Origin of the sequence: Spirochaeta thermophila DSM 6578 (assembly GCF_000184345.1) — a bacterium.
Classification (GTDB): Bacteria; Spirochaetota; Spirochaetia; order Winmispirales; family Winmispiraceae; genus Winmispira; species Winmispira thermophila.
Window position 1 is genome coordinate 507,312 of the sequence record NC_017583.1, and the last position, 19,582, is coordinate 526,893.

A 19,582-nucleotide genomic window follows, 5' to 3' on the forward strand; every position below is an offset into this window, starting at 1 on the left:
TCACTCCTCCGCGGGCTGCACCTCCCCCTCCAGAAGTTCCTGAAGGGGGACTCGCTCCCCCCTGTATCCGAAGACCTCGAGGAATGTCTCTTCCCAGGCCCGGGCGATCTCTTCCACTGAGAGCTGCTGTCCCGTCTCCCGTGCGATGGAGGTCACTCCCCTGTCGCGGATCCCGCATGGAACGATCCAGGAGAAGGCCTCGAGGTCGGTGTGCACGTTGAGGGCGATTCCGTGAAAGGTGACCCCATCCCTGATGGCGATCCCGATGGCCATGATCTTGCGATCCTCCACCCACAGGCCGGGATAGCGGGGATCACGGCGTGCCTCGATCCCGTACCGGGCCACCACCCGGATCCCCACCTCTTCCAGGTGGTGTACCAGCTTCTTCACCGACCGGGGGTGGTGGCGGAGGGAGAGGATGGGGTAGGCGACGAGCTGGCCCGGTCCGTGGTAGGTGACCTCTCCTCCGCGCTCTACCTTGAAGACTTCCACCCCACGGGAGGCAAGCTCCTGGGGAGAGAGGAGGATCTCGTGGGAGGTCTCCCTCGTTCCCATGGTGATCACCGGATTGTGCTCGAGGAGGAGGAGCACGTCGGGTATGGTACCGGCCGCCCGTTTCCTTCGGAGCGTGTGCTGGAGCTCCCACACCGGGCGGTAGGGCTGTCTTCCCAGCCAGGTGACACACAGGGTGTTCTGCATTGCACATTCCTCCCCGGGCCGCTATAATGCCTCGCCATGAGTATACCACAGAAGCCGAAGAGCTCCCACTGGGCGGACGTCACCGCCTTCAGGATCATCAAGGAGAAGGGGGACAAGCCCCGATACGTCTGTGCCTCGGGGATCACCCCCTCCGGCACGGTGCATATAGGGAACTTCAGGGAGATCATCAGCGTGGAGCTGGTGGTGCGCGCCCTCCGTGATCTGGGGAAGGACGTACGTTTCATCTACTCCTGGGACGAGTACGACGTCTTCCGTAAGGTGCCCAAGAACATGCCCAACAGGGAGGACCTCGAGACGTACCTCCGCATGCCCATCACCATGGTGCCGGATCCGTGGGGTAAGGAGGAGAGCTACGCGCGTGCCAACGAGAAGGAGGTGGAGGCGATCCTCCCCGAGGTGGGGATCTTCCCTGAGTACATCTATCAGGCGAAGGAATACACCTCCTGCCGGTATGCCGAGGGGATCCGTCGGGCCCTCGAACGACGTGACGTGATCCGCCGTATCCTCGACAAGTACCGCGCAGAGCCGCTTCCGGACTCGTGGTGGCCGGTGGTGATCTTCTGCGCCTCGTGTCATAAGGACACCACCACCGTGGAGCATTGGGACGGCGCCTACGGGCTCTCGTACACCTGCAGTTCCTGCGGGTTCAAGGAGGCCTTGGACTTCAGGAGACAGGGGAACGTGAAGCTGCGCTGGAGGGTGGACTGGCCCATGCGGTGGCGCGAGGAGCAGGTGGACTTCGAACCGGCCGGTAAGGAGCACCACTCGGACGGTGGGTCCTTCGACACCGCGAAACAGATCGTGCGTGAGGTGTACGACCACGAGCCGCCTGTCACCTTCAAGTACGACTTCATAGGGATCAAGGGGCAAGGGGGGAAGATCTCGTCCTCCACCGGGAACGTGATAAGCCTCAAAGACGTGCTCGAGGTGTACCAGCCCGAGGTGGTCCGCTACCTCTTCGCAGGGACCAGGCCCGATACCGAGTTCGCCATCTCCTTCGATCTCGATGTGATAAAGATCTACGAGGACTACGACAAGTGCGAGCGGATCTACTTCGGGAAGGAACAGGTCGACCCCAAGAAGCTCGAGCGGGAACGGAGGACGTACGAGTTTTCCCAGGTGGAACGCGCTCCTGCCTCCATGCCCCTCCAGGTCCCGTTCCGGCACATGACCACCCTGGTGCAGATCTACGAGGGCGATCTCGATGCCCTCATGGCGCAGGAGTTCCCCTCGGTCTCGGGGGAGGAGGCCCGGCGGCTTCGAAGGCGGGCGCAGTGCGCCTGGAATTGGGTGACCACCTACGCCCCTGAGGAGTTCCGGTTCAGCCTCAGGGTGGACGAGGAGACCCTCGAGCCCCTCGAGGATTCCCACAGGAAGGTGATCCAGAGGCTCTACCATCTCCTGGAAACGGAGTGGGACTCCCTCGACGAGGCGAGACTGGGCGAAGCCGTCTATGCCTTCTGCGAGGAGGAGGGCCTCACCGCAAAGGATTTCTTCCCCTCGCTCTACCGGGTGCTCCTCGGCAAGGACAGGGGGCCTCGGGCGGCGAGCTTCATCCTCACCGTGGGTAAGGAGAAGATTCTCACCATTCTCGGCCGCTACCTCTAGGCTTCACTTCACACCCCCACCGGCTCGGCGGCGGAGGGAGCGAGGTGTATTTTGGAAGGATCCGCTCCCTCTCCTTCGGCCCGGGCCGCGGCTTCCTCCGTGTGGACCACGATGCGGTCGGTGTGCCGGAGGAGGTGGGTGGTGAGGGTGTGCGCCACCGGATGGCCTTCCCCGCGGGGATCGAAGACGAAGGTGGTGGAGGCGCCGATGAGGCGGCCGAGGAACAGGCACACGAGGGCCACGGGGTCGGCTGCGGTGAACACCAGGTGGTCGGGCTGTTCCCGAGAGAGGAGCTCGGCCGCGCCGAGGGGAGAGGGGAGGGGGAGGCTGAAACCCGGGTCGAGGGGGATCTCGGCAACGATCGGGAGGGATGTCCCCGGAAGGGAGGGCGAGGGTGTCACGGGCAGGACGTGGGCCCGAGGGGCCAGGATCCTGATCACCGAGGGATCGGGTCGGCAGTCCTCGGAGAACCAGAGGACCCGGGAGGCCGCGGACGGGGGTTCCTGGATTCCCAGGGATGAACGGATGCCGTCGATCAGGTCCCTGTGGGCATACATGTGTCGAAGGCTGGAGAAGAAGGGTGCGATGAGGTAGAGACCGGGCAGGGATGATGAGAGCCCCACGAGGAGGTCGACGAGATCGCCATCGAGGAGGGCGCCCGCCACCCTGCCGGCGAGCATCCCGAGGAAGGCGTCGGAGACCCTCCGCACGTGGAGGAAGACGCGTTCCAGACGTGCTTCGGAGAGGGCCGTCTCCTTCCCGGAGATGTCTCTCACGAGCTCGTCGAGGATCTCCCCCATCTTTTGACCGCGAAGCTTCCGTCTGAGGTGGGAGTACAGGGCCCGCTCCCTGAGTGAGGGGCGTGCTCCCTCGAATATCTGTCGGGAGAGGGAGAGGAAGAGCGAGCGGCCCCCGCCGCCTCCTCCTCCCCCGGACGTGAGGAAGTCGTAGGCCACCTTGTAGACCGAGAAGACGAGGGAGCGATAGGAACCGTGGGCCCCGGCCGCCTGCGTCCGCTTCTCCCTGATACGATCGAGGACCTCCTCGGGGGTATGGGCCTCCACGAGGGTGTACGTGTTCCCGATGAAGAGCCCTCCGTGGTCGTCCGAGCCGGCCGTGAACCCCTTCACCCAGGGGGTGCTGCTGAAGGGTGCGATGTGGTGCTTCCTCTGGAGCCTTTCGATGTGGGCCGGGGTGAGGCGTGAGAGCACCTCCTTCCATGCGTTGTTGAAGTAGCTGTTCCTCCCCCCGTTGATCACCTCGAAGACGTCGAAGAGGAGGATGAGCTTCTCTAGATGCGCCACGGTGAGCCTGTTGTTCACCGGATAGGTGGCGTGCGCCACCGAGTGGGCGATCCCCTCTTCCCTGATGTAGTCCCTGAGCCGGTAGATGTTGGGCCTGAGCTTCTCGACCATGCGGAACCGGTGTTCGTCGAGCCCGTAGAGGAGCAGGTGTATCTTGCACCCGTCCTCGGGGAAGTAGGTGGTGGTCTCCACCCCTACGATGACCCTGTCCGGGTACCGCGCCTTGAGGAGGAGCGCCCCCTCGATGCGGTTGTGGTCGGTGATGGTGACGAAGTCCATGCCCCTCTCGAGGGCCATCCTGAGGACCGTCTCCGGGTCGGTGTACGACTCCTTTGCCCCGAGCCGTTGCATGAACCACTCGGAAGGGTGTTCGGAATGTATGGAATGTACGTGCAGGTCTATGCGTTTCATGGATACCTCCCGGTGAGTCTGTACCAGGAGGTGATGTGATGGCGATGAGGGGAAGGTGAGAATTACGTGAAAATTCATGTGTTCCTTTCGCCCATGTGAAGTTCGACGAGCGTCGGGGGATCAGCTCCTGCACGTGTACACACGAGACTCGCTGCTCTCGATGCAAAGAGGAGGGCTTCAAATATGTCCCCCTCAGAGAGCATACCTACCTTCTCTTCTGTCAGGACATCATGATGCGCCAACCATGCGAGAAAGGCACCATGAAACGTATCTCCTGCTCCGACGGTATCCACGATGGGCGTGGGAACTGAAGGCACATCGACCCGATCGATGCCCGATGCTGTTCTTTTGAAGGCTGAAGCACCCTTTTCTCCTCTGGTGACAATGATGAGTCGAGGTCCCTGCGAGAGAATCCCATGTATGACCTCTTCCTCTTTCTGGGAGGGGTAGAGGTAATGCAAATCTTCCTGAGAGAGTTTTACGATGGTGCTCAAGGAGAGGATACGTTCGTACCGGGAGAAATAGTCGGGGAACGAATTCATCAGTGCAGGCCTCACATTGGGATCAAAGGAGAGAAGCCGCCCCGTTCTCTCTCTATGGAGGAACTCTTCTAACGTGCTTCCGAGTGGTTCCATCACAAGGGCGATCGATCCGAACACAAGTGCTCGTACACATTCGGGAAGCTGAGGAGGGATGTCCGCGGGAGAAAAGGAGGCGGCAGCAGTACCGTCGATATAGAAGCCGTACTGTGCCTCCCCCGCTTCATCAGGATGGACGAGAGCGAGGGTGGAAGGATTCTCGACGAGGTGTAGGTACCTTGTATCCACTCCGTTGCTGATGAGTTGTTCTAAAATGAGATTCCCGAGAGGATCTCTGGAAACATTACCCATGAATCCCACAGGAACATCCAATCGGGAGAGTGCGATCGCCGTATTAAAGGGAGAACCGCCTGGAATGGGTTTCAGAGAGAGATGATCCCCGTGTGAGACGATCATGTCGATGAGCGTTTCGCCTAAAGTGAGTATCATAGCACGACCTCCTTGGAGTTGTTTTTCGTTCTTTTGTTCGAGTATAAGGTCGAAAACGAAAAATGTAAACGATTACAAATTTTTCTTGACACCTGGAAAAACCGGGTTTATCATGACTACGTGCAGAAGACCACTGAGACAACGGAAGGTGAGAGATGCTGATAGGAATTCCTCCGATAGTTGGCCCTGATCTCCTCTATGTCCTCCATCGGATGGGGCATGGAGACGAGCTCGTATTGGCAGATGCCTTTTTTGCAGGAGATACCTATGGGAAGCGTATCGTTCGAATGGATGGTATACGGATTGCCCCGCTTCTCGACGCTATCCTCTCGTTGATCCCGATCGATACGTACGTGTCCGATCCTGTCGTGATGATGCAACCGGTAGAGGGGGATTCGTATGATCCTTCGCTCTTTGAAACGTATTGGGAAGTCCTTGTGAGGCGATGGCCGGAGACCCCTCCTATCACTCGATTGGAACGGTTCGCCTTCTACGAGAGGGCCAGTAAGGCGTACGCAGTGGTGATGACGGGTGAAACGACAAAGTACGGGAACATCATCATCAAAAAAGGAGTCGTCTCAGTATGAGAAGGGGCGTTTCGTCTCATTCCTGTGTAAACGATTACATAATGGTGATGGTAGGTTGAGGAGGAGTTATATGTTTGAGGTGCTGCTTGTCATGGAGGGGATATGTAAGAGATTCCCCGGCGTCACGGCTCTCCAGGATGTTCATCTCGAAGTCAGGAAAGGGGAAGTCCATGCGTTACTCGGTGAGAATGGCGCAGGGAAGTCTACTCTGATGAAGATTCTCACAGGAGTATATCGCAAGGATGGTGGGACCATCAGGTACAAGGGAGAAGAGGTCGAATTCCTTTCTCCTCGTGAAGCCCAGGAAGCGGGAATAAGTATCATCTATCAGGAATTCAACTTGATGCCGCACCTTACGGTGGCCCAGAACATCCTCATCGGGAGGGAGCCTCGAACGGGCATCCCGTGGTTCATCGATGAGGGAGCACTCAACAGGCAAGCAAAGGAGATCCTCGATTCCCTTCATATCGACATAGATGTTACTGCGAAAGTAGCGAGCCTCTCTGTAGCCGAGCAACAAATGGTGGAGATCGCTAAGGCGATATCGTTTCAGTCGGATCTCCTGATCATGGATGAGCCGACTGCAGCCCTTACCGAGGGTGAAATCAAGGAACTCTTCAGAGTCATACATGGGCTCAAAAGAAGGGGGGTTTCGATTATATATATCTCTCACAGGCTGGAGGAGCTCAAACATCTCGCTGATAGGGTCACGGTTCTGAGAGATGGCAGATACATCACCACCGTTCCGTTCTCCCAGACTTCTCTCGAGGAGCTCATCCGCTACATGGTGGGACGAGACATCGACAACCTCTTCCCGAAGATCTCGATTCCCCAGGGTGATCTTCTGCTTGAGGTTCGGAATCTCTGCCGGAGAGGCGTGTTGCATGATATTTCCTTTTGTTTGAGGAGAGGGGAGATCTTGGGAGTGGCTGGTCTGATGGGAGCGGGGAGAACCGAGCTCGCCCGGGCGGTGTTCGGTGCAGACCCCATAGATGAAGGAGAGATCTTCCTGGAGGGGAGAAAGGTTGTCATCCGTAATCCTCATGAGGCGATAAAGGAGGGTATTGCGTACCTTACCGAGGATCGCAAGAGAGAAGGTCTGGCGCTCAATCTCACGGTTTCAGACAATCTCATCCTCGCGAGTATACGGGATTTCGCCAATCCTCTATGGATGATGAAGACGGGTAAGGTGGAGTCCACTGTACGGGAATTCATAAACGAATTGAAGATCAAGACCCCTTCCACCAGACAGAAGGTGAAATTCCTTTCTGGAGGCAACCAGCAGAAGGTGATCATCGCCAGGTGGTTGTGTAAGAAGGCCAAGGTATTCATCTTCGATGAACCCACGAGAGGGATAGATGTGGGGGCAAAGCATGAGGTCTATCAATTGATGAATGAATTGGTCTCCCGAGGGGCGGGGATCATCATGATATCATCGGAGCTCCCCGAGATCCTCGGATTGAGTGACAGGATTCTCGTTATGCATGAAGGACGCATAGCAGGAGAACTCTCCAGGGAAGACGCCACCCAGGAGAAAATACTCTACCTCGCCACAGGCGGAAAATAGGAGGAGTTATGGGTCGGATCAGATCTACTGATACCGGAAAACGACAATCTTCGATCGACTCTCTGGTCATCCAGAAGTTCGCAGCCTTTTTCAGTCTCATCGTGATGATCGTATTCTTTTCGTTCGCGTCGCCGTACTTTTTCAATTTCGAGAATCTCATCACGATCGCTCTTCAAACAGCGGTGATCGGGATTCTGGCGATCGGCGTCACCCTCGTCATAATCACTGGGGGGATCGATCTCTCGCTGGGGGCCGTTCTCGCGTTTTCCGGTGTCTCATTGGCTCTCTGTACCAATGCTGGATGGCCTCTCTGGCTCTCTATCGTGATAGGGACAGGAGTAGGGGCTCTGCTTGGAGGGATAGCCGGGATCCTCGTGGTGTATGGGAGGATAGCTCCCTTTATTGCCACTTTGTCCACTCAATTGGTTTCGCGAGGCTTGGCCTTGGTGATGACAGGAGGAATACCTCTCTACTTCATGAATCAACCCGGCTTCAAGGAACTCAGTCAAGGGAAGTTGTTCGGCGCCATCCCTTTGCCGGTGATATACCTGGTCGTTTTGGCTTTCCTTTCGAGCCTCCTCCTCCGGAAGGTCACAATAGGGAGATATATCTATGCGGTGGGATCGAATGAAGAAGCCGCTCGTCTTTCCGGCATCAATGTGAACCGTACGAAGTTGTTCGTGTATACCTTTTGTGGTCTGATGAGTGGAATCGCAGGAGTGGTGTTGGCGGCGAGACTGGATTCCGCACAGCCGGCCATAGGAGTCGGATATGAACTCGATGCGATTGCAGCGGCAGTGATTGGAGGAACTTCCCTTTCCGGGGGAGAGGGGACCATCATGGGGACTATGATTGGGGCCTTCATCATGGGGGTGCTGAAAAACGGTTTGAATCTCATGCAGGTGAGCCAGTTCTGGCAACAGGTGATCATGGGAGTCGTGGTAGCGGGAGCGGTGTACATAGATACCCGAAGGAAACGTACCACTGATTAGGCAATGAAGGTCTCCGTAGGGGGCTGCTTACATTCTTCCCCGCTACTACAGCGGGGTGTCAGGAGGATTCCTATGAAACTGAAACGATGGGTCTTGGGGTTCCTGGCGGTAGTATTGGTAGCACTGCCCGTATTCGCGGGTGGTGAGGGAGAGGAACAGGCCGTCGCGGAGAAGAAGTATGTGTACGCGGTCATTTCCAAGGGATTCATGCATGAGTTCTGGCTGACGGTGAAGAAGGGGTGTGATACGGCGGCTAAAGAATTGGGGGTGTTTGCTACCTTTGAAGGACCGGCCACCGAGGCGGAGGTAGCGGCGCAGATAGCGATGGTGGAGAACGCAATCACTCGGAGGGTTGATGGTATTCTGCTGGCTGCTCTCGACAAGAAGGCCCTTGTTCCCGTGATGGAAAAGGCAAAGGCAGCGGGAATCCCCATCGTGATGTTCGATTCCGGTGCTGATGCGGAGTATCTCACGCTGGTGGCTACGGACAACAGGGCTGCAGCAGCGAGAGCCGCGGATTACCTCGCAGAGCTGATAGGAGGAGAAGGGAAGGTCGGGGTCATCGTACACGATGCCACCAGCCAGACGGGTATCGATAGAAGAGACGGGTTCCTTGACAGGATCAAAGAGAAGTATCCTAAGATCCAGGTGGTGAACGTGGTCTATGGAGGTGGTGACCACGCAAAGAGTCAGGATCTCATTATGGACATGGTGAGATCCAATCCAGATCTCAAGGGTATTTTCGCTGCGAATGAGGGCTCAGCAGTGGGCGCGGCGCTTGCCCTCGAGGCGCTGGGGGCGGCGGGGAGGATAAAGCTCGTGGGTTATGATACGAGTGAGAAGGAGCTCGAGTTCCTGAAGAAGGGAGTGATCCAGGGGATGATGGCACAAAACCCCTTCAATATGGGGTATCTCGGGCTCAAGATCCTGCACGAATATGTGATTTCGGGCAAGAAACCCGAATCAACGTTCATTGATACGGGAGCCACCCTCATCACCGCCGAGAATCTGGAGACTCCCGAAGTCCAGAGACTTCTCTATCCCTTCAAGGAGTAAAAGTATAGCCCGCTCACAAAAGCGGGCTTGGTCGCGGAGGGGGCGGGCTTGACAGGGGCTGCCCCCTTCATCGAATCTAAAGCGTACCCGGTTCTTTCGAGAATCTCAAGGTACTGAGGCCTGTAGGCATGACGTGGTGAGAGATGAAGCGGAGAAGACTCCTCACGATAAGAGATATCGCTCGGGAAGCAGGGGTTTCCACGGCGACCGTTTCCAGGGTCCTGAATCATGATCCTCGTGTTCGTCCCGAGACGGTGAAGAAGGTCCTCTCGGTGGTGGAGTCCTTCCAGTACAGTATCCATCATGTGGCGAGGAGTCTGAAGACCGGTCGGACCAACACGATCGGTGTGCTTGCGCCTGAGTTCGCCAATGAGTTCTTCATGGAGCTCGCAGAGAGCATGGAACAGGAATTGCGGAAGGAGGGCTATTCTCTACTCATCAGTTCTTCGCATGAATCTGTCGAAGAAGAGAAGAAGCGGATACGGATGTTCATCGAACGCTCGGTCGATGGGCTCGTGATTATTCCCTCCTCCGATCGAGGAGAGCACTACGTAGAAGCGCAGAAGGCCGGGATCCCCATTGTGCTTGTGGATAGGGCGACTTCCGGCGTCTCGTGCGATGCGGTTCTCGTCGACAATGTGGGAGGGGCGTATGCCGCGGTCACCGCTCTCATCCACGAAGGATTCCGGAGGATCGCGTTCATCGGAGGAGATCTCCATATCCTCACATCCAAGGAACGTTTCGAGGGTTACACGAGGGCCCTCAAAGATGCGGGTCTCTCCGTCGATTCCGACCTGATCAGGTTGGGGGATTTGCATATCGAGAGTGGATACGCTCTCATGAAAGAGTTGATTGAAGGACCGGATCCTCCAGATGCGTTCTTTATCGTAAACCTGTTCATGCATGTGGGAGCCACGAATTATCTGGTCTCTCTTCCCCCCGAGAAAACCAGGGAGGTCGTGATCGCGAGTTTCGATGAGATGGTATACTCGCCTCTCCTTCGTTTCTGCAGATATGCGGTGGCCCAACCTATCGACGAGCTGGGTAGGACGGCAGTGCGTCTTCTCCTGGATCGGCTCAAGAGGAAGGAATCGTCTTCTCCGCGTATCGTCCGTCTGCCTACATCTCTTGTCAGACACTGAGAATCGGATCATGGAGGATTCTATGGTAGTGAAATTCGAGGATAGGTTCGGAGCTGCACTTCCAAAGGTAGGAATACGACCCACCATCGATGGAAGGAGAGGGGGGGTGCGTGAATCTCTGGAAGGCGTCACCATGGAAATGGCTCGGGTTGCGGCTCGACTCATTTCGGAAAACCTTCGGCATCCAAATGGTGCTCCTGTCGAATGTGTGATTGCCGATACCACGATAGGTGGTGTGGCGGAAGCCGCAGCATGTGCCGAAAAATTCAGAAAGGAAAATGTGACCGTCACGCTTACGGTAACGCCATGCTGGTGCTATGGGGCGGAGACCATGGATATGGACCCCCATACCATCAAGGGGGTCTGGGGTTTCAATGGTTCGGACCGACCTGGGGCGGTATACCTCGCCGCGGTTCTGGCTGCTCATAATCAGAAGGGCTTACCTGCTTTTGGGATCTACGGGAGGGATGTGCAGGATTTCGATGATGTTGCTCGAATCCCTGAAGATGTGGCTGAGAAACTCCTGCGTTTTGTGCGGGCGGGTATCGCTGTGTCCTGGATGAGGAACAAGTCGTATCTCTCGATTGGGTCGGTCTCCATGGGGATCGCAGGCTCAATTGTTGATCCTCACTTCTTCGAATCGTATCTCGGCATGCGGGTAGAGTATGTGGACATGTCGGAGCTCGTAAGACGTCTCGAGTTGGGTATCTATGATCACAAAGAGTTCGAACAGGCCTATTCGTGGGTGAGGGAAAAGTGTAAAGAGGGCCCCGACAACAATCCGCCCGAACTTCAACATAGCCGGGAGAAAAAGGACGAAGTGTGGGCCACAAGCGTAAAGATGGCTATGATCGTTCGAGATTTGATGGTGGGGAATCCTGTGCTTAGGGAGTCAGGATGGGAGGAGGAATCTTTGGGGCATCACGCCATCCTCGCTGGGTTCCAAGGACAAAGGCAGTGGACGGATTACTTTCCCAACGGGGATTTCCTTGAGGCGATCCTCAACAGTAGTTTCGATTGGAACGGGATCCGAGAACCATATCTTGTGGCCACCGAGAACGATTCCTTGAATGGGGTGGCGATGCTCTTCGGACACCTTCTTACAGGTACCGCTCAGCTGTTCTCCGATGTGAGGACATATTGGAGCCCCGCCGCCATCGAGCGAGTCACCGGATGGGTGCCGGAAGGTGAGGCTGCGAATGGTTTGATTCATCTCATCAACTCAGGCCCGACGTGTCTGGATGCCACGGGAAAACAGCGCACGAATGGACGTCCTGTGATCAAACCTTTCTGGGAAGTCACGGAGGATGAGGTTCATGCCTGCCTGGATGCGACCCTTTGGCGGTACGCGAATCTGGGATATTTCCGCGGTGGGGGGTATTCTACCGATTTCCTCACGGAGGGGGGGATGCCGGTCACGATGTCGAGGGTCAATCTGGTAAAAGGGGTGGGGCCTGTCCTGCAGATTGCAGAAGGGTATACTGTCGATGTTCCTCAGCATGTACACGATGTCCTGGATGAGAGAACTGATCCCACCTGGCCTACCACCTGGTTCGTTCCCAGGCTCACAGGAAAGGAGGCATTTACGGATGTATATTCGGTCATGGCCCACTGGGGGGCTAATCATGGGGCCATATCGTATGGCCACATCGGCGCTGATCTTATCACCCTCGCCTCGATGTTGAGGATCCCGGTGTGTATGCATAATGTGCCCGAGGAGCTCATCTTCAGACCGACCTATTGGTATGCATGTGGGCAGGATCCCGAGGGAGCGGATTACAGGGCATGTGCCACGCTGGGCCCGTTGTATGGGAGCTATCGTCGCTAGCGGGAGTCGAGGACTCGGGTGACTGCGGACGGCGTGGGCATATCAGGAGGGAAGGAGTTTCCCTCCTGAGTGCCTCCCCGTTCGATTTTCCCACTTTCCCCGGAAGCAGGATTCATCGTATAATGGTTATGTACTATTAGGATACGTGCCGGGAAGGAGTGTGTGATGCGTCACTCGGGTCCTTTGAGGATCGTTCCGGATTTCAGTTTCCCTTTCTCCAAGGTGGTCATCTCCCCGCATGAGGGGGTGGATCTCGGGTACATCAGCGCCTGCTATTCCGTGAGGTTCTATGTGAACGTGTCCCTGGATGCGTTCTCGCGCGGGGAGGGAGACGGGATACAGGCCCAGCTCTTTCTGGATCATAGCTGCAAGCAGGGGACGGTGGAGATCTCCAGGGCCCTCTGGGAGAAGCTCGGGAAGCCGAGACAGGCGGTGCTGGTGGCGGACGATACGGGCCAGAAGGTTCTCTTCCTCACGAAAAAGCCTGAATAGCGGATCTCGTCTCGGCCGGAGGCGGGTCGTTCCCACTGTCGGGGGATCCGTTCGGCAGATCGATCCGGAGGGTGATCCGTGACGGATAACCTTTCTCTATCGGTTAGAGATATTTGACATTTTAGAGATTTTGGATATATACTCGCTATTAGAAAGGGGTTTCATAAGGGGTTCAGGAGCGGGTGGTATGGAACCTGAGCTGTTTTCGGATGTCCTCTCTTCTCTTCCCATGGAGGTGGCGATCACCGACGAGGAGGGAAGAATCCTGTGGGCGAACGACGCCTTCTCACTCCTTACGGGGTACGGTCGTACTTCCTCATACATGCTCATCCGACAGTTTCTCCTCATGTTCGCAGAGGATCGGCCCGAGGTGTTCGTGAAAGGGGTCGATGGTCGGCCCTGCCTCCGGATACTCACGCGCTGGTCCTTCCGTGACGGGAAGAAGATAGTGTGGTCCTTTGAGCGCCTTGTCGCCGATCCGAAGAAGGCGTTCTCCTCTCACGACAGTCTCACCGGACTCATGGGTCGTGAATGGTTCTTCAGAGAAGCGGGTTCGCTCCTCGCGAGTGCGAGGCTCGAGGGGACGTCCTTTGTCCTCATGGTGATCGATCTGGACGGTTTCAAGCGGATCAACGATCTCTATGGTCCTGAGGTGGGGGACGAGGTGCTGAGGATCGTGGCGAGGAGGATCGCCGGCCACCTCAGGGCCGAGGACTTGGTCTCCCGAACGGGGAGCGACGAGTTCGCCGTCCTCCTCCACGACGTGGCGGACCCTGCAGGGATCGCCCGCCGGGTCCTCGCTTCGATCAGGGAGGGGATGGTGGTGGGAGGGCATGCCCTCTCCCTCTCCGCGAGTATCGGTGCCGGCGTGTTTCCACGGGACGGTCTTTCCCTCGAGGAGCTCGTGGCGGCCGCGGACGCCGCCCTCCTTGCGGCCAAGGCACACAGGGACACCGTGCGGTTCTGTACTCCGGATGTCCGCCGCAGGATGATGCACCGATGGGATATGGAGCGGCTGGTCCTCGATCGGATTCGTGAGGGACGCATCCACCTTTTCTACCAGCCTATCGTGCGGGTGGCTTCAGGGATGCTCGCAGGGGTGGAGGCCCTCTCCCGTCTCCTTGGAGAGGATGGGGGGCTGGTCCTCCCCGACGAGTTCGTTCCGATCCTGGAGGAGGGGAAGGTGATCCATCTCCTGGGGAGGAAGGTGCTCGCTCTTGCCGTGCTCCAGGGGGAGCTCTGGAAGGTGAGGGGGCTCTTCGTCTCGGTGAATATCTCGCCTCAGGAGTTCCTCCATCCGGAGTTCGTGGACGTGGTACGGGAGGTCCTGGATGCATCGGGGTTTCCCCCGGAGCTCCTCATGCTCGAGGTCACCGAGTCTTCCCTCGTGGGGGATGTGGACCGGACCGTGCAGGTCCTCTCCGCCTTGAGGGACGAGGGGATCCGCGTGGCGGTGGACGATTTCGGTACGGGGTACTCGTCGTTCGCGTCCCTCAAGCGGATGCCGGTGGATGTGATAAAGCTGGATCGGCGGTTCCTGCACGGGGTGGAGGAGTCGGAGCGGGATCGGGCGATCCTCGAGGGGATGACGCACATGGCGCACGGGCTCGGGTTGGAGGTGGTGGTGGAGGGGGTGGAGCGGGAGGCGCAGCTCGAGATCCTGCGGGAGAGCGGGTGTGACTATGTGCAGGGGTTTCTCCTGGGGCACCCGATGCGGGATGTTGCGATTTCGCACCTGGTGGGCTAGTCTTTGCTCGTGGTTTCTTCGGTAGAGAGGGATGTCTCAAGGCTCTGCGGTTTCGCGGCCGCTCGTGTGGTGTTCGCCTATGTGCACTGTCTCCGTGTGGAGGAGGGGCGGGAGTGGGAGTATGGGGTGCGGTTCCTGAGGGAGGCGCTCGTGGAGGAGGGTGAGGCGGGCGGGGAGGGGGTGGAAGGGGCCTTGGAGGGGGTGCGGGAGCGGGCGGCACGGAGGGCCTGGGAGCGTCAGTGCGGCTACCGGAGGCGGTTCACCACACCGGAGGTGATCGGGAGGGTGATCGAGGCGGCGCGGGATGTGAGGGAGGCGGAGGTGTGGACGACGGGGGCGGTGGGGTTCCGTGTGGGTGTGCAGCGTCTCGCTTCGGCGCTGCATCGCGCAGGGGAGTGGGCGGAGGTGCGGGGGGATCGGCCGGGGATGGGGGTGCTGGGGGAGGTGCGGAGGGAGGTGGAGGCGGCGGGGAGGCGGTGGGGGGTCGTGTGGGGGGTGCGGTTCGAGGGGGAACGGCTCGCCTCCACGCTCGCATCCATGGTGGGGTTGGGGTTCGGGGTGGGGAGGGGGGAGGTTGGGGAGGTGTGGGAGTGGGTGAGGGCGGTGGATGGGCGGCTGGGGGAGTGGTGGGGGGAGGGGGTGGGAGCGGGAGGGGAGGATGTGTGGGTGCGGGTGCTGGGGGTGGTGGTGGGGTGGGAGCGGAGGCTTCAGGGGGTGAGGGGATGCGGTTCCCCCACGAAGAATCCTTGTACGTAGTCCACCGGTATGGTGGCGAGTTTCTCGTAGATCTCCCTGCTCGAGACGAACTCGGCGATGGTCTTCTTGCCCATTATCTTCCCCATGGTGTGGATGCTCTTCACGAGCTGGTAATCCACCTCGTTCTCCACGATGGTCTGGACAAAGGAGCCGTCGATCTTGAGGAAGTCCACCGGAAGGTGTTTGAGGTAGGCGAACGAGGAAAATCCCATCCCGAAGTCGTCGAGGGCGAAGGAACAGCCCATCTCCCTGAACCGACGTATGAAAAGCGATGCCTTCCTGAAGTTCCGTATCGCGGTGGTCTCCGTGATTTCGAGACACAGCCGTGAGGGAGGGAATTGTGTCTCCTTCAGCCGTCTGAGGAAGAAGTCCGGAAATCCCTCGTCCAAGAGGGTGGCGCTCGAAAGATTGACCGCGAACACCGTGTCCCTGTGGTCCGGAGTGGAGGTGCCGTACTGGAGCACCGCCTCGATGATCCATCGGTCTATGAGGGGCATGAGGTTGTACCGCTCCGCCACCGGGATGAACTCGCCGGGGAGGATGAGGGTGTCCTCTTCCTTGAGCCTCACGAGTATCTCTTTCTTGGGGAATCCGTTGTGGGCTCCCAGGGGGATGATGTCCTGGGCGTAGAGGGTGAGCCGTTCCTCCCTGATGGCCTGCTGGAGTCGGGCGATCCAGTGGAGTTCGCCCAGGCGGTGCTGCACGTCGGTGTCCTCGGGGGAGAAGATCCTGAGCCTGTTCCCTCCCTCTTCTTTGGCCACTGCACAGGCGGCATCGGCCGCGGCGAGCACTCGGTAGATGTCCCCATGGCGGGGGGTGATCGCCACCGCCCCTATGCTCACGGTGACGGGCAGGGTCTTGTCCTCCCAGATGAATGATCTCCTCAGTGAGGTGACGAGCCGGCGCAGGATTCTCTCCGCATCGCCGCTCTTCACTCCCCTGAGGATGATGCCGAACTCGTCGTCTCCTATGCGGGCGATGGTGCTCTCATCCGGGAGCTTCTTCCTGAGGAGATCGGCGGTCTCCTTGAGGAGCACGTCTCCCCCTATGTGTCCGAACACATCGTTGACCACCTTGAACTGGTCGATGTCAAGGAACGCGAAGGTATCGAGGGGGGTGTCCGGATCGGCCTGTCTCAGGGACTCCTGGAGAGAGGTGAGGAGCTGGGAGCGGTTGAGGAGGCCGGTGAGTGGGTCGTGGACGCTCTGGTACCGTACGATGGTAGAGAGCCGCCGCACCTCGGTGATGTTCCTGAGGACGAGGACGAAGCCCCCGCTCGAAACCGAGGGGAAGGGGAGGGGGTAGGGGTGCTCTTCATCCTCGGTTCGTCCGCTTCCTCCTCGATCTCCTGTCTGGAGCCCTCCCGTGAGGTTGGAGATGGTCCCCTGGACGAAGATGCGCTCCCCTGTGGAGGTGAGGAGGTATATGTGATCGAAGATGATCCCCCCCTCTCGTCCCCGGCTCTCCTGGGCCAGGGAGAGAAAGGGGATCTCTTCCCCCGTATCCACATCGTAGAACCTGATGAACTCGACGAGTGGTTTCCCGATAGCTTCATTGGAGGTGGCGTCGATGAGCTCCTCGGCTCCCGGATTGAGGAAGAGGATCCCTCCATCTTCGTCGAGGAGGATGATGGCCTCCCCGATCGATGAGAAGAGCGAGGAAAGCCAGGTGCGCTGAATTTCCAGCTCCCTGTGGAGGTGGTGTCGGAAGAGGCTGAGTTCTATGGTGACGGCCATCTCCCTCTCGTTGAAGGGTTTGAGGAGGTACCCGATGGCCCCCCGGACCTGTTTTATGCGTTCTACGGTAGTGGAGTCCGAGTAGGCGGTAAGGAATATGCTCGGAACGCCGTACTCATCGTAGATCCGCTGCGCAAGTAACAGCCCGTCCTGACCTTCTTCCAGGAGGATGTCCATGAGGACTACGTCGGGGTGGAGATTCCCTATTTTCTCGAGACACTCATCCGCGTTCTGGAACACTCCCTCCACCCGATACCCGAGGTCTTCCAACCGTCGCTTGATGTCGAGCGCGATGACCGCCTCGTCTTCCACGATTACCACCGCCACCTGCTTCACTGCGGAATGCTCCTGTAGTAGAGTGGTTCTCACGGTAGAGTATAATGGATGCGAAGGTAAAGTTCAAAGAAACGCAGGAGCTCCGCGGGCGCGACCTCTCCGAGTTTCTCGAGTCGCTCTATGCCGCCTACACGAAGGAGGCCTTTCTCCCCACGGACCCCGTCTGGTGGGTACACCGTTACCGGGATCGCGGGGAGCAGGAGGTGGCCGGATGGGTCGCGGCCTCGCTCGCGGTGGGGAAGGTGGGGGCCATACACAGGAGCCTGGGGATCCTCTTCGAGAGGATTCATCCCGGCGAGGTGGCGCGCCTCTCGTACCGGGATGCCCTCAGGCGCCTCCGAGGCCTCTCTCACCGTTTCTTCTCCTCGGAGATGCTCGCCTCGTTCCTTGCGGCCACGGGTGAGATCCTCCGGGAGTGGGGCGACCTGGAGACCTGGGCGGCTTCGTGCCGCGACCGTGCGGAAGGGGACATGAGGAAGACGTTCCGGCTCATGAGCGCCTCGTTCCGGGAATGTGCGCCCGGGGATATCGGGATTCTCCTCCCCCTGCCCCGCAGCGGAGGGCCCTGGAAGCGGGTGTGTCTCTTCCTCCGCTGGATGGTGAGACGTGATGCGGTGGATCTGGGGCTGTGGTCCTCGTTCCCTCCGGAGTCGCTCCTCATGCCGGTGGACGTCCACATCCTCAGGGTCTCGCGGCGGCTCGGGGTGGCGGGGCTGTCTGCCTCCCCCTCGTTTCGCGCGGCAGAGCGGATCACTTCCTTCTTTCGGAGCCTCTCACCTCTCGACCCCCTTCGTTATGACTTTGCCCTCACCCGGTGGAGCATGGGGGTGGAGGCGAGTTTTGTTCCCAAAACAGGGAGAACCATATTACACTAAGTACATAGTGACACATCCTACACACTACAACCGATTTCAGGAGGGTGTATGAAGAGCGTGAGAGGAACCCTGACCGAGAAGAACCTGCTCATCGCATTCGCCGGAGAGTCCCAGGCGAGGATGCGCTACACCTACTTCGCGAGCCAGGCGAAGAAGGAGGGGTATGTGCAGATCGCCCTCATCTTCGAGGAGACGGCCAATCAGGAGAAGGAACACGCCAAGCGGTTCTTCTCCTTTCTCGAGGGAGGGGAGGTGGAGATCACTGCCTCCTATCCTGCCGGCAAGATCGGCAGCACCATGGAGAACCTGAGGATGGCAGCCGAGGGAGAGCACCACGAGTGGTCGTCCATGTACCCCGAGTTCGCCCGGGTGGCGAGGGAGGAGGGGTTCGAGGGTATCGCGAAGCTCTTCGAACACGTGAGCGTGGCCGAGAAACAACACGAGAAGCGCTACAGGGCGCTCCTCGAGAACATCGAGAAGGGAAGGGTCTTCAAGCGGGAAAAGCCGGTCATGTGGCGGTGTATCAACTGCGGCTACATCATGGAGGCCGAGGAGGCGCCGAAGCAGTGTCCCGCCTGCGCTCATCCTCAGGCCTATTTCGAGCTTCTGGGCGAGAACTGGTGAGCGGTGTCTGGAAGCACGGCCTTGTATGGGCTAGGATGAGCACAGGGCGGCGCAGGATGCGCCGTGAAACTCTCCACCAAGGAGTGACGCGATGAAGAAATACGTGTGCGATGTGTGCGGGTATATCTACGATCCCGCCGAGGGGGATCCGGACGGCGGAGTGGCTCCCGGAACCGCCTTCGAGGATCTCCCCGACGACTGGGTGTGCCCCATGTGTGGTGCGCCCAAGGAGGACTTCTCTCCCTACGAGGAGTGAGCCGGAAAAAGAAGGGGCTGCGCGCGCAGCCCCTTCTTATGTCTTACGCTCCCTGGTCGGAGAGGCCCAGAAAGGCCGGCAGGGTGCGGGCGAACTCCCGTATCTCATCCCTCACCCTGCGGTACACCGCAAGGCGCCTCTCCTCGTCGGTCTCGTCCCTGGTGAGGGAGGGGGGATCGTCGAATCCGCGATGGAGGACCTTCACCCGCGCCGGGAAATAGGGACACGCCTCCCTCGCATGGTCGCACACCGTGATGACGTAGTCGAATTCCTTCACCGGGAGCTCGTCTATGGTCTTGCTCGCATGTCCCGAAAGCGGGACTCCCGCCTCCTCCATCACCTTTACCGCATAGGGGTTGAGGCCGTGCGCCTCGATCCCCGCCGAGTAGACCGTGATACGATCACCGTGGAAGTGGCGTATCCAGGCTTCGGCCATCTGACTCCGACAGGAGTTGCCGGTGCAGAGGACGAGGACGGAGATCTTTTCTTTTTTCTCGGGCATGATTCCCCTCTCCTG

At 58.7% G+C, this 19,582-nt stretch carries 18 protein-coding genes; 13 read left to right on the plus strand and 5 right to left on the minus strand.

Annotated features, from left to right (window positions below):
• Nucleotides 1-699, minus strand: coding sequence for a lipoyl(octanoyl) transferase LipB (gene lipB, locus SPITH_RS02110; RefSeq protein WP_014624100.1), 699 nt, complete (start codon nt 697-699; stop codon nt 1-3).
• A gap of 36 nt (nt 700-735) precedes the next feature.
• On the opposite strand from lipB, the gene lysS reads away from it, so the two are divergent.
• Nucleotides 736-2,328 carry a lysine--tRNA ligase gene (gene lysS, locus SPITH_RS02115; RefSeq protein ID WP_014624101.1) on the plus strand — a complete coding sequence of 531 codons (1,593 nt, stop codon included), beginning with the start codon at nt 736-738 and terminating at the stop codon, nt 2,326-2,328.
• Between the two features lie 8 nt (nt 2,329-2,336).
• Here lysS and SPITH_RS02120 read toward each other — a convergent pair whose 3' ends face one another.
• The gene (locus SPITH_RS02120; protein ID WP_014624102.1) at nt 2,337-4,043 is read right to left on the minus strand and encodes a PHP-associated domain-containing protein; all 1,707 of its coding nucleotides are present in this window, start codon (nt 4,041-4,043) and stop codon (nt 2,337-2,339) included.
• A gap of 74 nt (nt 4,044-4,117) precedes the next feature.
• Nucleotides 4,118-5,071 (minus strand): carbohydrate kinase family protein, encoded by a 954-nt coding sequence (locus SPITH_RS02125; protein WP_014624103.1) that lies wholly within the window; start codon nt 5,069-5,071, stop codon nt 4,118-4,120.
• A 155-nt stretch (nt 5,072-5,226) separates the two neighbouring features.
• Between SPITH_RS02125 and fucU the strand changes: the two genes are divergently transcribed.
• The 9 genes from fucU (at nt 5,227) to SPITH_RS12070 (ending at nt 15,238) form a co-directional block, all read left to right on the plus strand.
• Entirely contained in the window at nt 5,227-5,658 is a 432-nt protein-coding gene (gene fucU / locus SPITH_RS02130; RefSeq protein WP_014624104.1) for an L-fucose mutarotase, read from the plus strand.
• Nucleotides 5,659-5,728: 70 nt separating this feature from the next.
• Nucleotides 5,729-7,225 carry a sugar ABC transporter ATP-binding protein gene (locus SPITH_RS02135; protein WP_014624105.1) on the plus strand — a complete coding sequence of 499 codons (1,497 nt, stop codon included), beginning with the start codon at nt 5,729-5,731 and terminating at the stop codon, nt 7,223-7,225.
• Nucleotides 7,226-7,233: 8 nt separating this feature from the next.
• A complete protein-coding gene (locus tag SPITH_RS02140; protein WP_014624106.1) occupies nt 7,234-8,217 on the plus strand; it encodes an ABC transporter permease in 984 nt (327 codons plus the stop codon).
• 72 nt (nt 8,218-8,289) lie between these two features.
• On the plus strand, nt 8,290-9,273 hold the full coding sequence (locus tag SPITH_RS02145; RefSeq protein WP_014624107.1) for an ABC transporter substrate-binding protein: 984 nt from the start codon (nt 8,290-8,292) through the stop codon (nt 9,271-9,273).
• A 143-nt stretch (nt 9,274-9,416) separates the two neighbouring features.
• Nucleotides 9,417-10,415 carry a LacI family DNA-binding transcriptional regulator gene (locus SPITH_RS02150; RefSeq protein WP_014624108.1) on the plus strand — a complete coding sequence of 333 codons (999 nt, stop codon included), beginning with the start codon at nt 9,417-9,419 and terminating at the stop codon, nt 10,413-10,415.
• A 22-nt stretch (nt 10,416-10,437) separates the two neighbouring features.
• Nucleotides 10,438-12,243 (plus strand): L-fucose isomerase, encoded by a 1,806-nt coding sequence (locus SPITH_RS02155; RefSeq protein ID WP_014624109.1) that lies wholly within the window; start codon nt 10,438-10,440, stop codon nt 12,241-12,243.
• A 165-nt stretch (nt 12,244-12,408) separates the two neighbouring features.
• Nucleotides 12,409-12,735 (plus strand): hypothetical protein, encoded by a 327-nt coding sequence (locus SPITH_RS02160; protein ID WP_014624110.1) that lies wholly within the window; start codon nt 12,409-12,411, stop codon nt 12,733-12,735.
• Between the two features lie 187 nt (nt 12,736-12,922).
• Nucleotides 12,923-14,482: a sensor domain-containing protein gene (locus SPITH_RS02165; RefSeq protein ID WP_014624111.1), complete on the plus strand. Its 1,560-nt coding sequence runs from the start codon at nt 12,923-12,925 to the stop codon at nt 14,480-14,482.
• A 9-nt stretch (nt 14,483-14,491) separates the two neighbouring features.
• Nucleotides 14,492-15,238, plus strand: coding sequence for a hypothetical protein (locus tag SPITH_RS12070; RefSeq protein WP_155816495.1), 747 nt, complete (start codon nt 14,492-14,494; stop codon nt 15,236-15,238).
• Here the strand turns inward: SPITH_RS12070 and SPITH_RS02175 are convergent.
• A complete protein-coding gene (locus SPITH_RS02175) occupies nt 15,190-17,343 on the minus strand; it encodes a GGDEF/EAL domain-containing response regulator (protein WP_245523425.1) in 2,154 nt (717 codons plus the stop codon). The two genes, SPITH_RS12070 and SPITH_RS02175, sit on opposite strands and share 49 nt — an antisense overlap.
• A gap of 11 nt (nt 17,344-17,354) precedes the next feature.
• Here SPITH_RS02175 and SPITH_RS02180 point away from each other — a divergent pair, with 11 nt between their 5' ends.
• From SPITH_RS02180 to rd, 3 genes are all read left to right on the plus strand, one after another.
• Nucleotides 17,355-18,185: a DUF2400 domain-containing protein gene (locus tag SPITH_RS02180; RefSeq protein ID WP_014624114.1), complete on the plus strand. Its 831-nt coding sequence runs from the start codon at nt 17,355-17,357 to the stop codon at nt 18,183-18,185.
• A gap of 48 nt (nt 18,186-18,233) precedes the next feature.
• The gene (gene rbr, locus SPITH_RS02185; RefSeq protein ID WP_014624115.1) at nt 18,234-18,809 is read left to right on the plus strand and encodes a rubrerythrin; all 576 of its coding nucleotides are present in this window, start codon (nt 18,234-18,236) and stop codon (nt 18,807-18,809) included.
• Nucleotides 18,810-18,900: 91 nt separating this feature from the next.
• The gene (rd, locus tag SPITH_RS02190; protein WP_014624116.1) at nt 18,901-19,065 is read left to right on the plus strand and encodes a rubredoxin; all 165 of its coding nucleotides are present in this window, start codon (nt 18,901-18,903) and stop codon (nt 19,063-19,065) included.
• Between the two features lie 43 nt (nt 19,066-19,108).
• Here the strand turns inward: rd and SPITH_RS02195 are convergent, their stop codons facing one another.
• Entirely contained in the window at nt 19,109-19,567 is a 459-nt protein-coding gene (locus SPITH_RS02195; protein WP_014624117.1) for an arsenate reductase ArsC, read from the minus strand.
• Nucleotides 19,568-19,582 lie beyond the last annotated feature (15 nt).

Bases quoted from the DNA above. Each gene is read 5' to 3' on its own strand.
- SPITH_RS02145 (WP_014624107.1), top strand. From the start codon at position 8,290: ATGAAACTGAAACGATGGGTCTTGGGGTTCCTGGCGGTAGTATTGGTA.
- SPITH_RS02120 (WP_014624102.1), bottom strand. From the start codon at position 4,043: ATGAAACGCATAGACCTGCACGTACATTCCATACATTCCGAACACCCT.
- SPITH_RS02150 (WP_014624108.1), top strand. From the start codon at position 9,417: ATGAAGCGGAGAAGACTCCTCACGATAAGAGATATCGCTCGGGAAGCA.
- rbr (WP_014624115.1), top strand. From the start codon at position 18,234: ATGAAGAGCGTGAGAGGAACCCTGACCGAGAAGAACCTGCTCATCGCA.
- SPITH_RS02155 (WP_014624109.1), top strand. From the start codon at position 10,438: ATGGTAGTGAAATTCGAGGATAGGTTCGGAGCTGCACTTCCAAAGGTA.
- SPITH_RS02195 (WP_014624117.1), bottom strand. From the start codon at position 19,567: ATGCCCGAGAAAAAAGAAAAGATCTCCGTCCTCGTCCTCTGCACCGGC.
- rd (WP_014624116.1), top strand. From the start codon at position 18,901: ATGAAGAAATACGTGTGCGATGTGTGCGGGTATATCTACGATCCCGCC.
- SPITH_RS02125 (WP_014624103.1), bottom strand. From the start codon at position 5,071: ATGATACTCACTTTAGGCGAAACGCTCATCGACATGATCGTCTCACAC.
- SPITH_RS02180 (WP_014624114.1), top strand. From the start codon at position 17,355: ATGGATGCGAAGGTAAAGTTCAAAGAAACGCAGGAGCTCCGCGGGCGC.
- SPITH_RS02165 (WP_014624111.1), top strand. From the start codon at position 12,923: ATGGAACCTGAGCTGTTTTCGGATGTCCTCTCTTCTCTTCCCATGGAG.
- lysS (WP_014624101.1), top strand. From the start codon at position 736: ATGAGTATACCACAGAAGCCGAAGAGCTCCCACTGGGCGGACGTCACC.
- lipB (WP_014624100.1), bottom strand. From the start codon at position 699: ATGCAGAACACCCTGTGTGTCACCTGGCTGGGAAGACAGCCCTACCGC.
- SPITH_RS02140 (WP_014624106.1), top strand. From the start codon at position 7,234: ATGGGTCGGATCAGATCTACTGATACCGGAAAACGACAATCTTCGATC.
- fucU (WP_014624104.1), top strand. From the start codon at position 5,227: ATGCTGATAGGAATTCCTCCGATAGTTGGCCCTGATCTCCTCTATGTC.
- SPITH_RS02160 (WP_014624110.1), top strand. From the start codon at position 12,409: ATGCGTCACTCGGGTCCTTTGAGGATCGTTCCGGATTTCAGTTTCCCT.
- SPITH_RS02135 (WP_014624105.1), top strand. From the start codon at position 5,729: ATGTTTGAGGTGCTGCTTGTCATGGAGGGGATATGTAAGAGATTCCCC.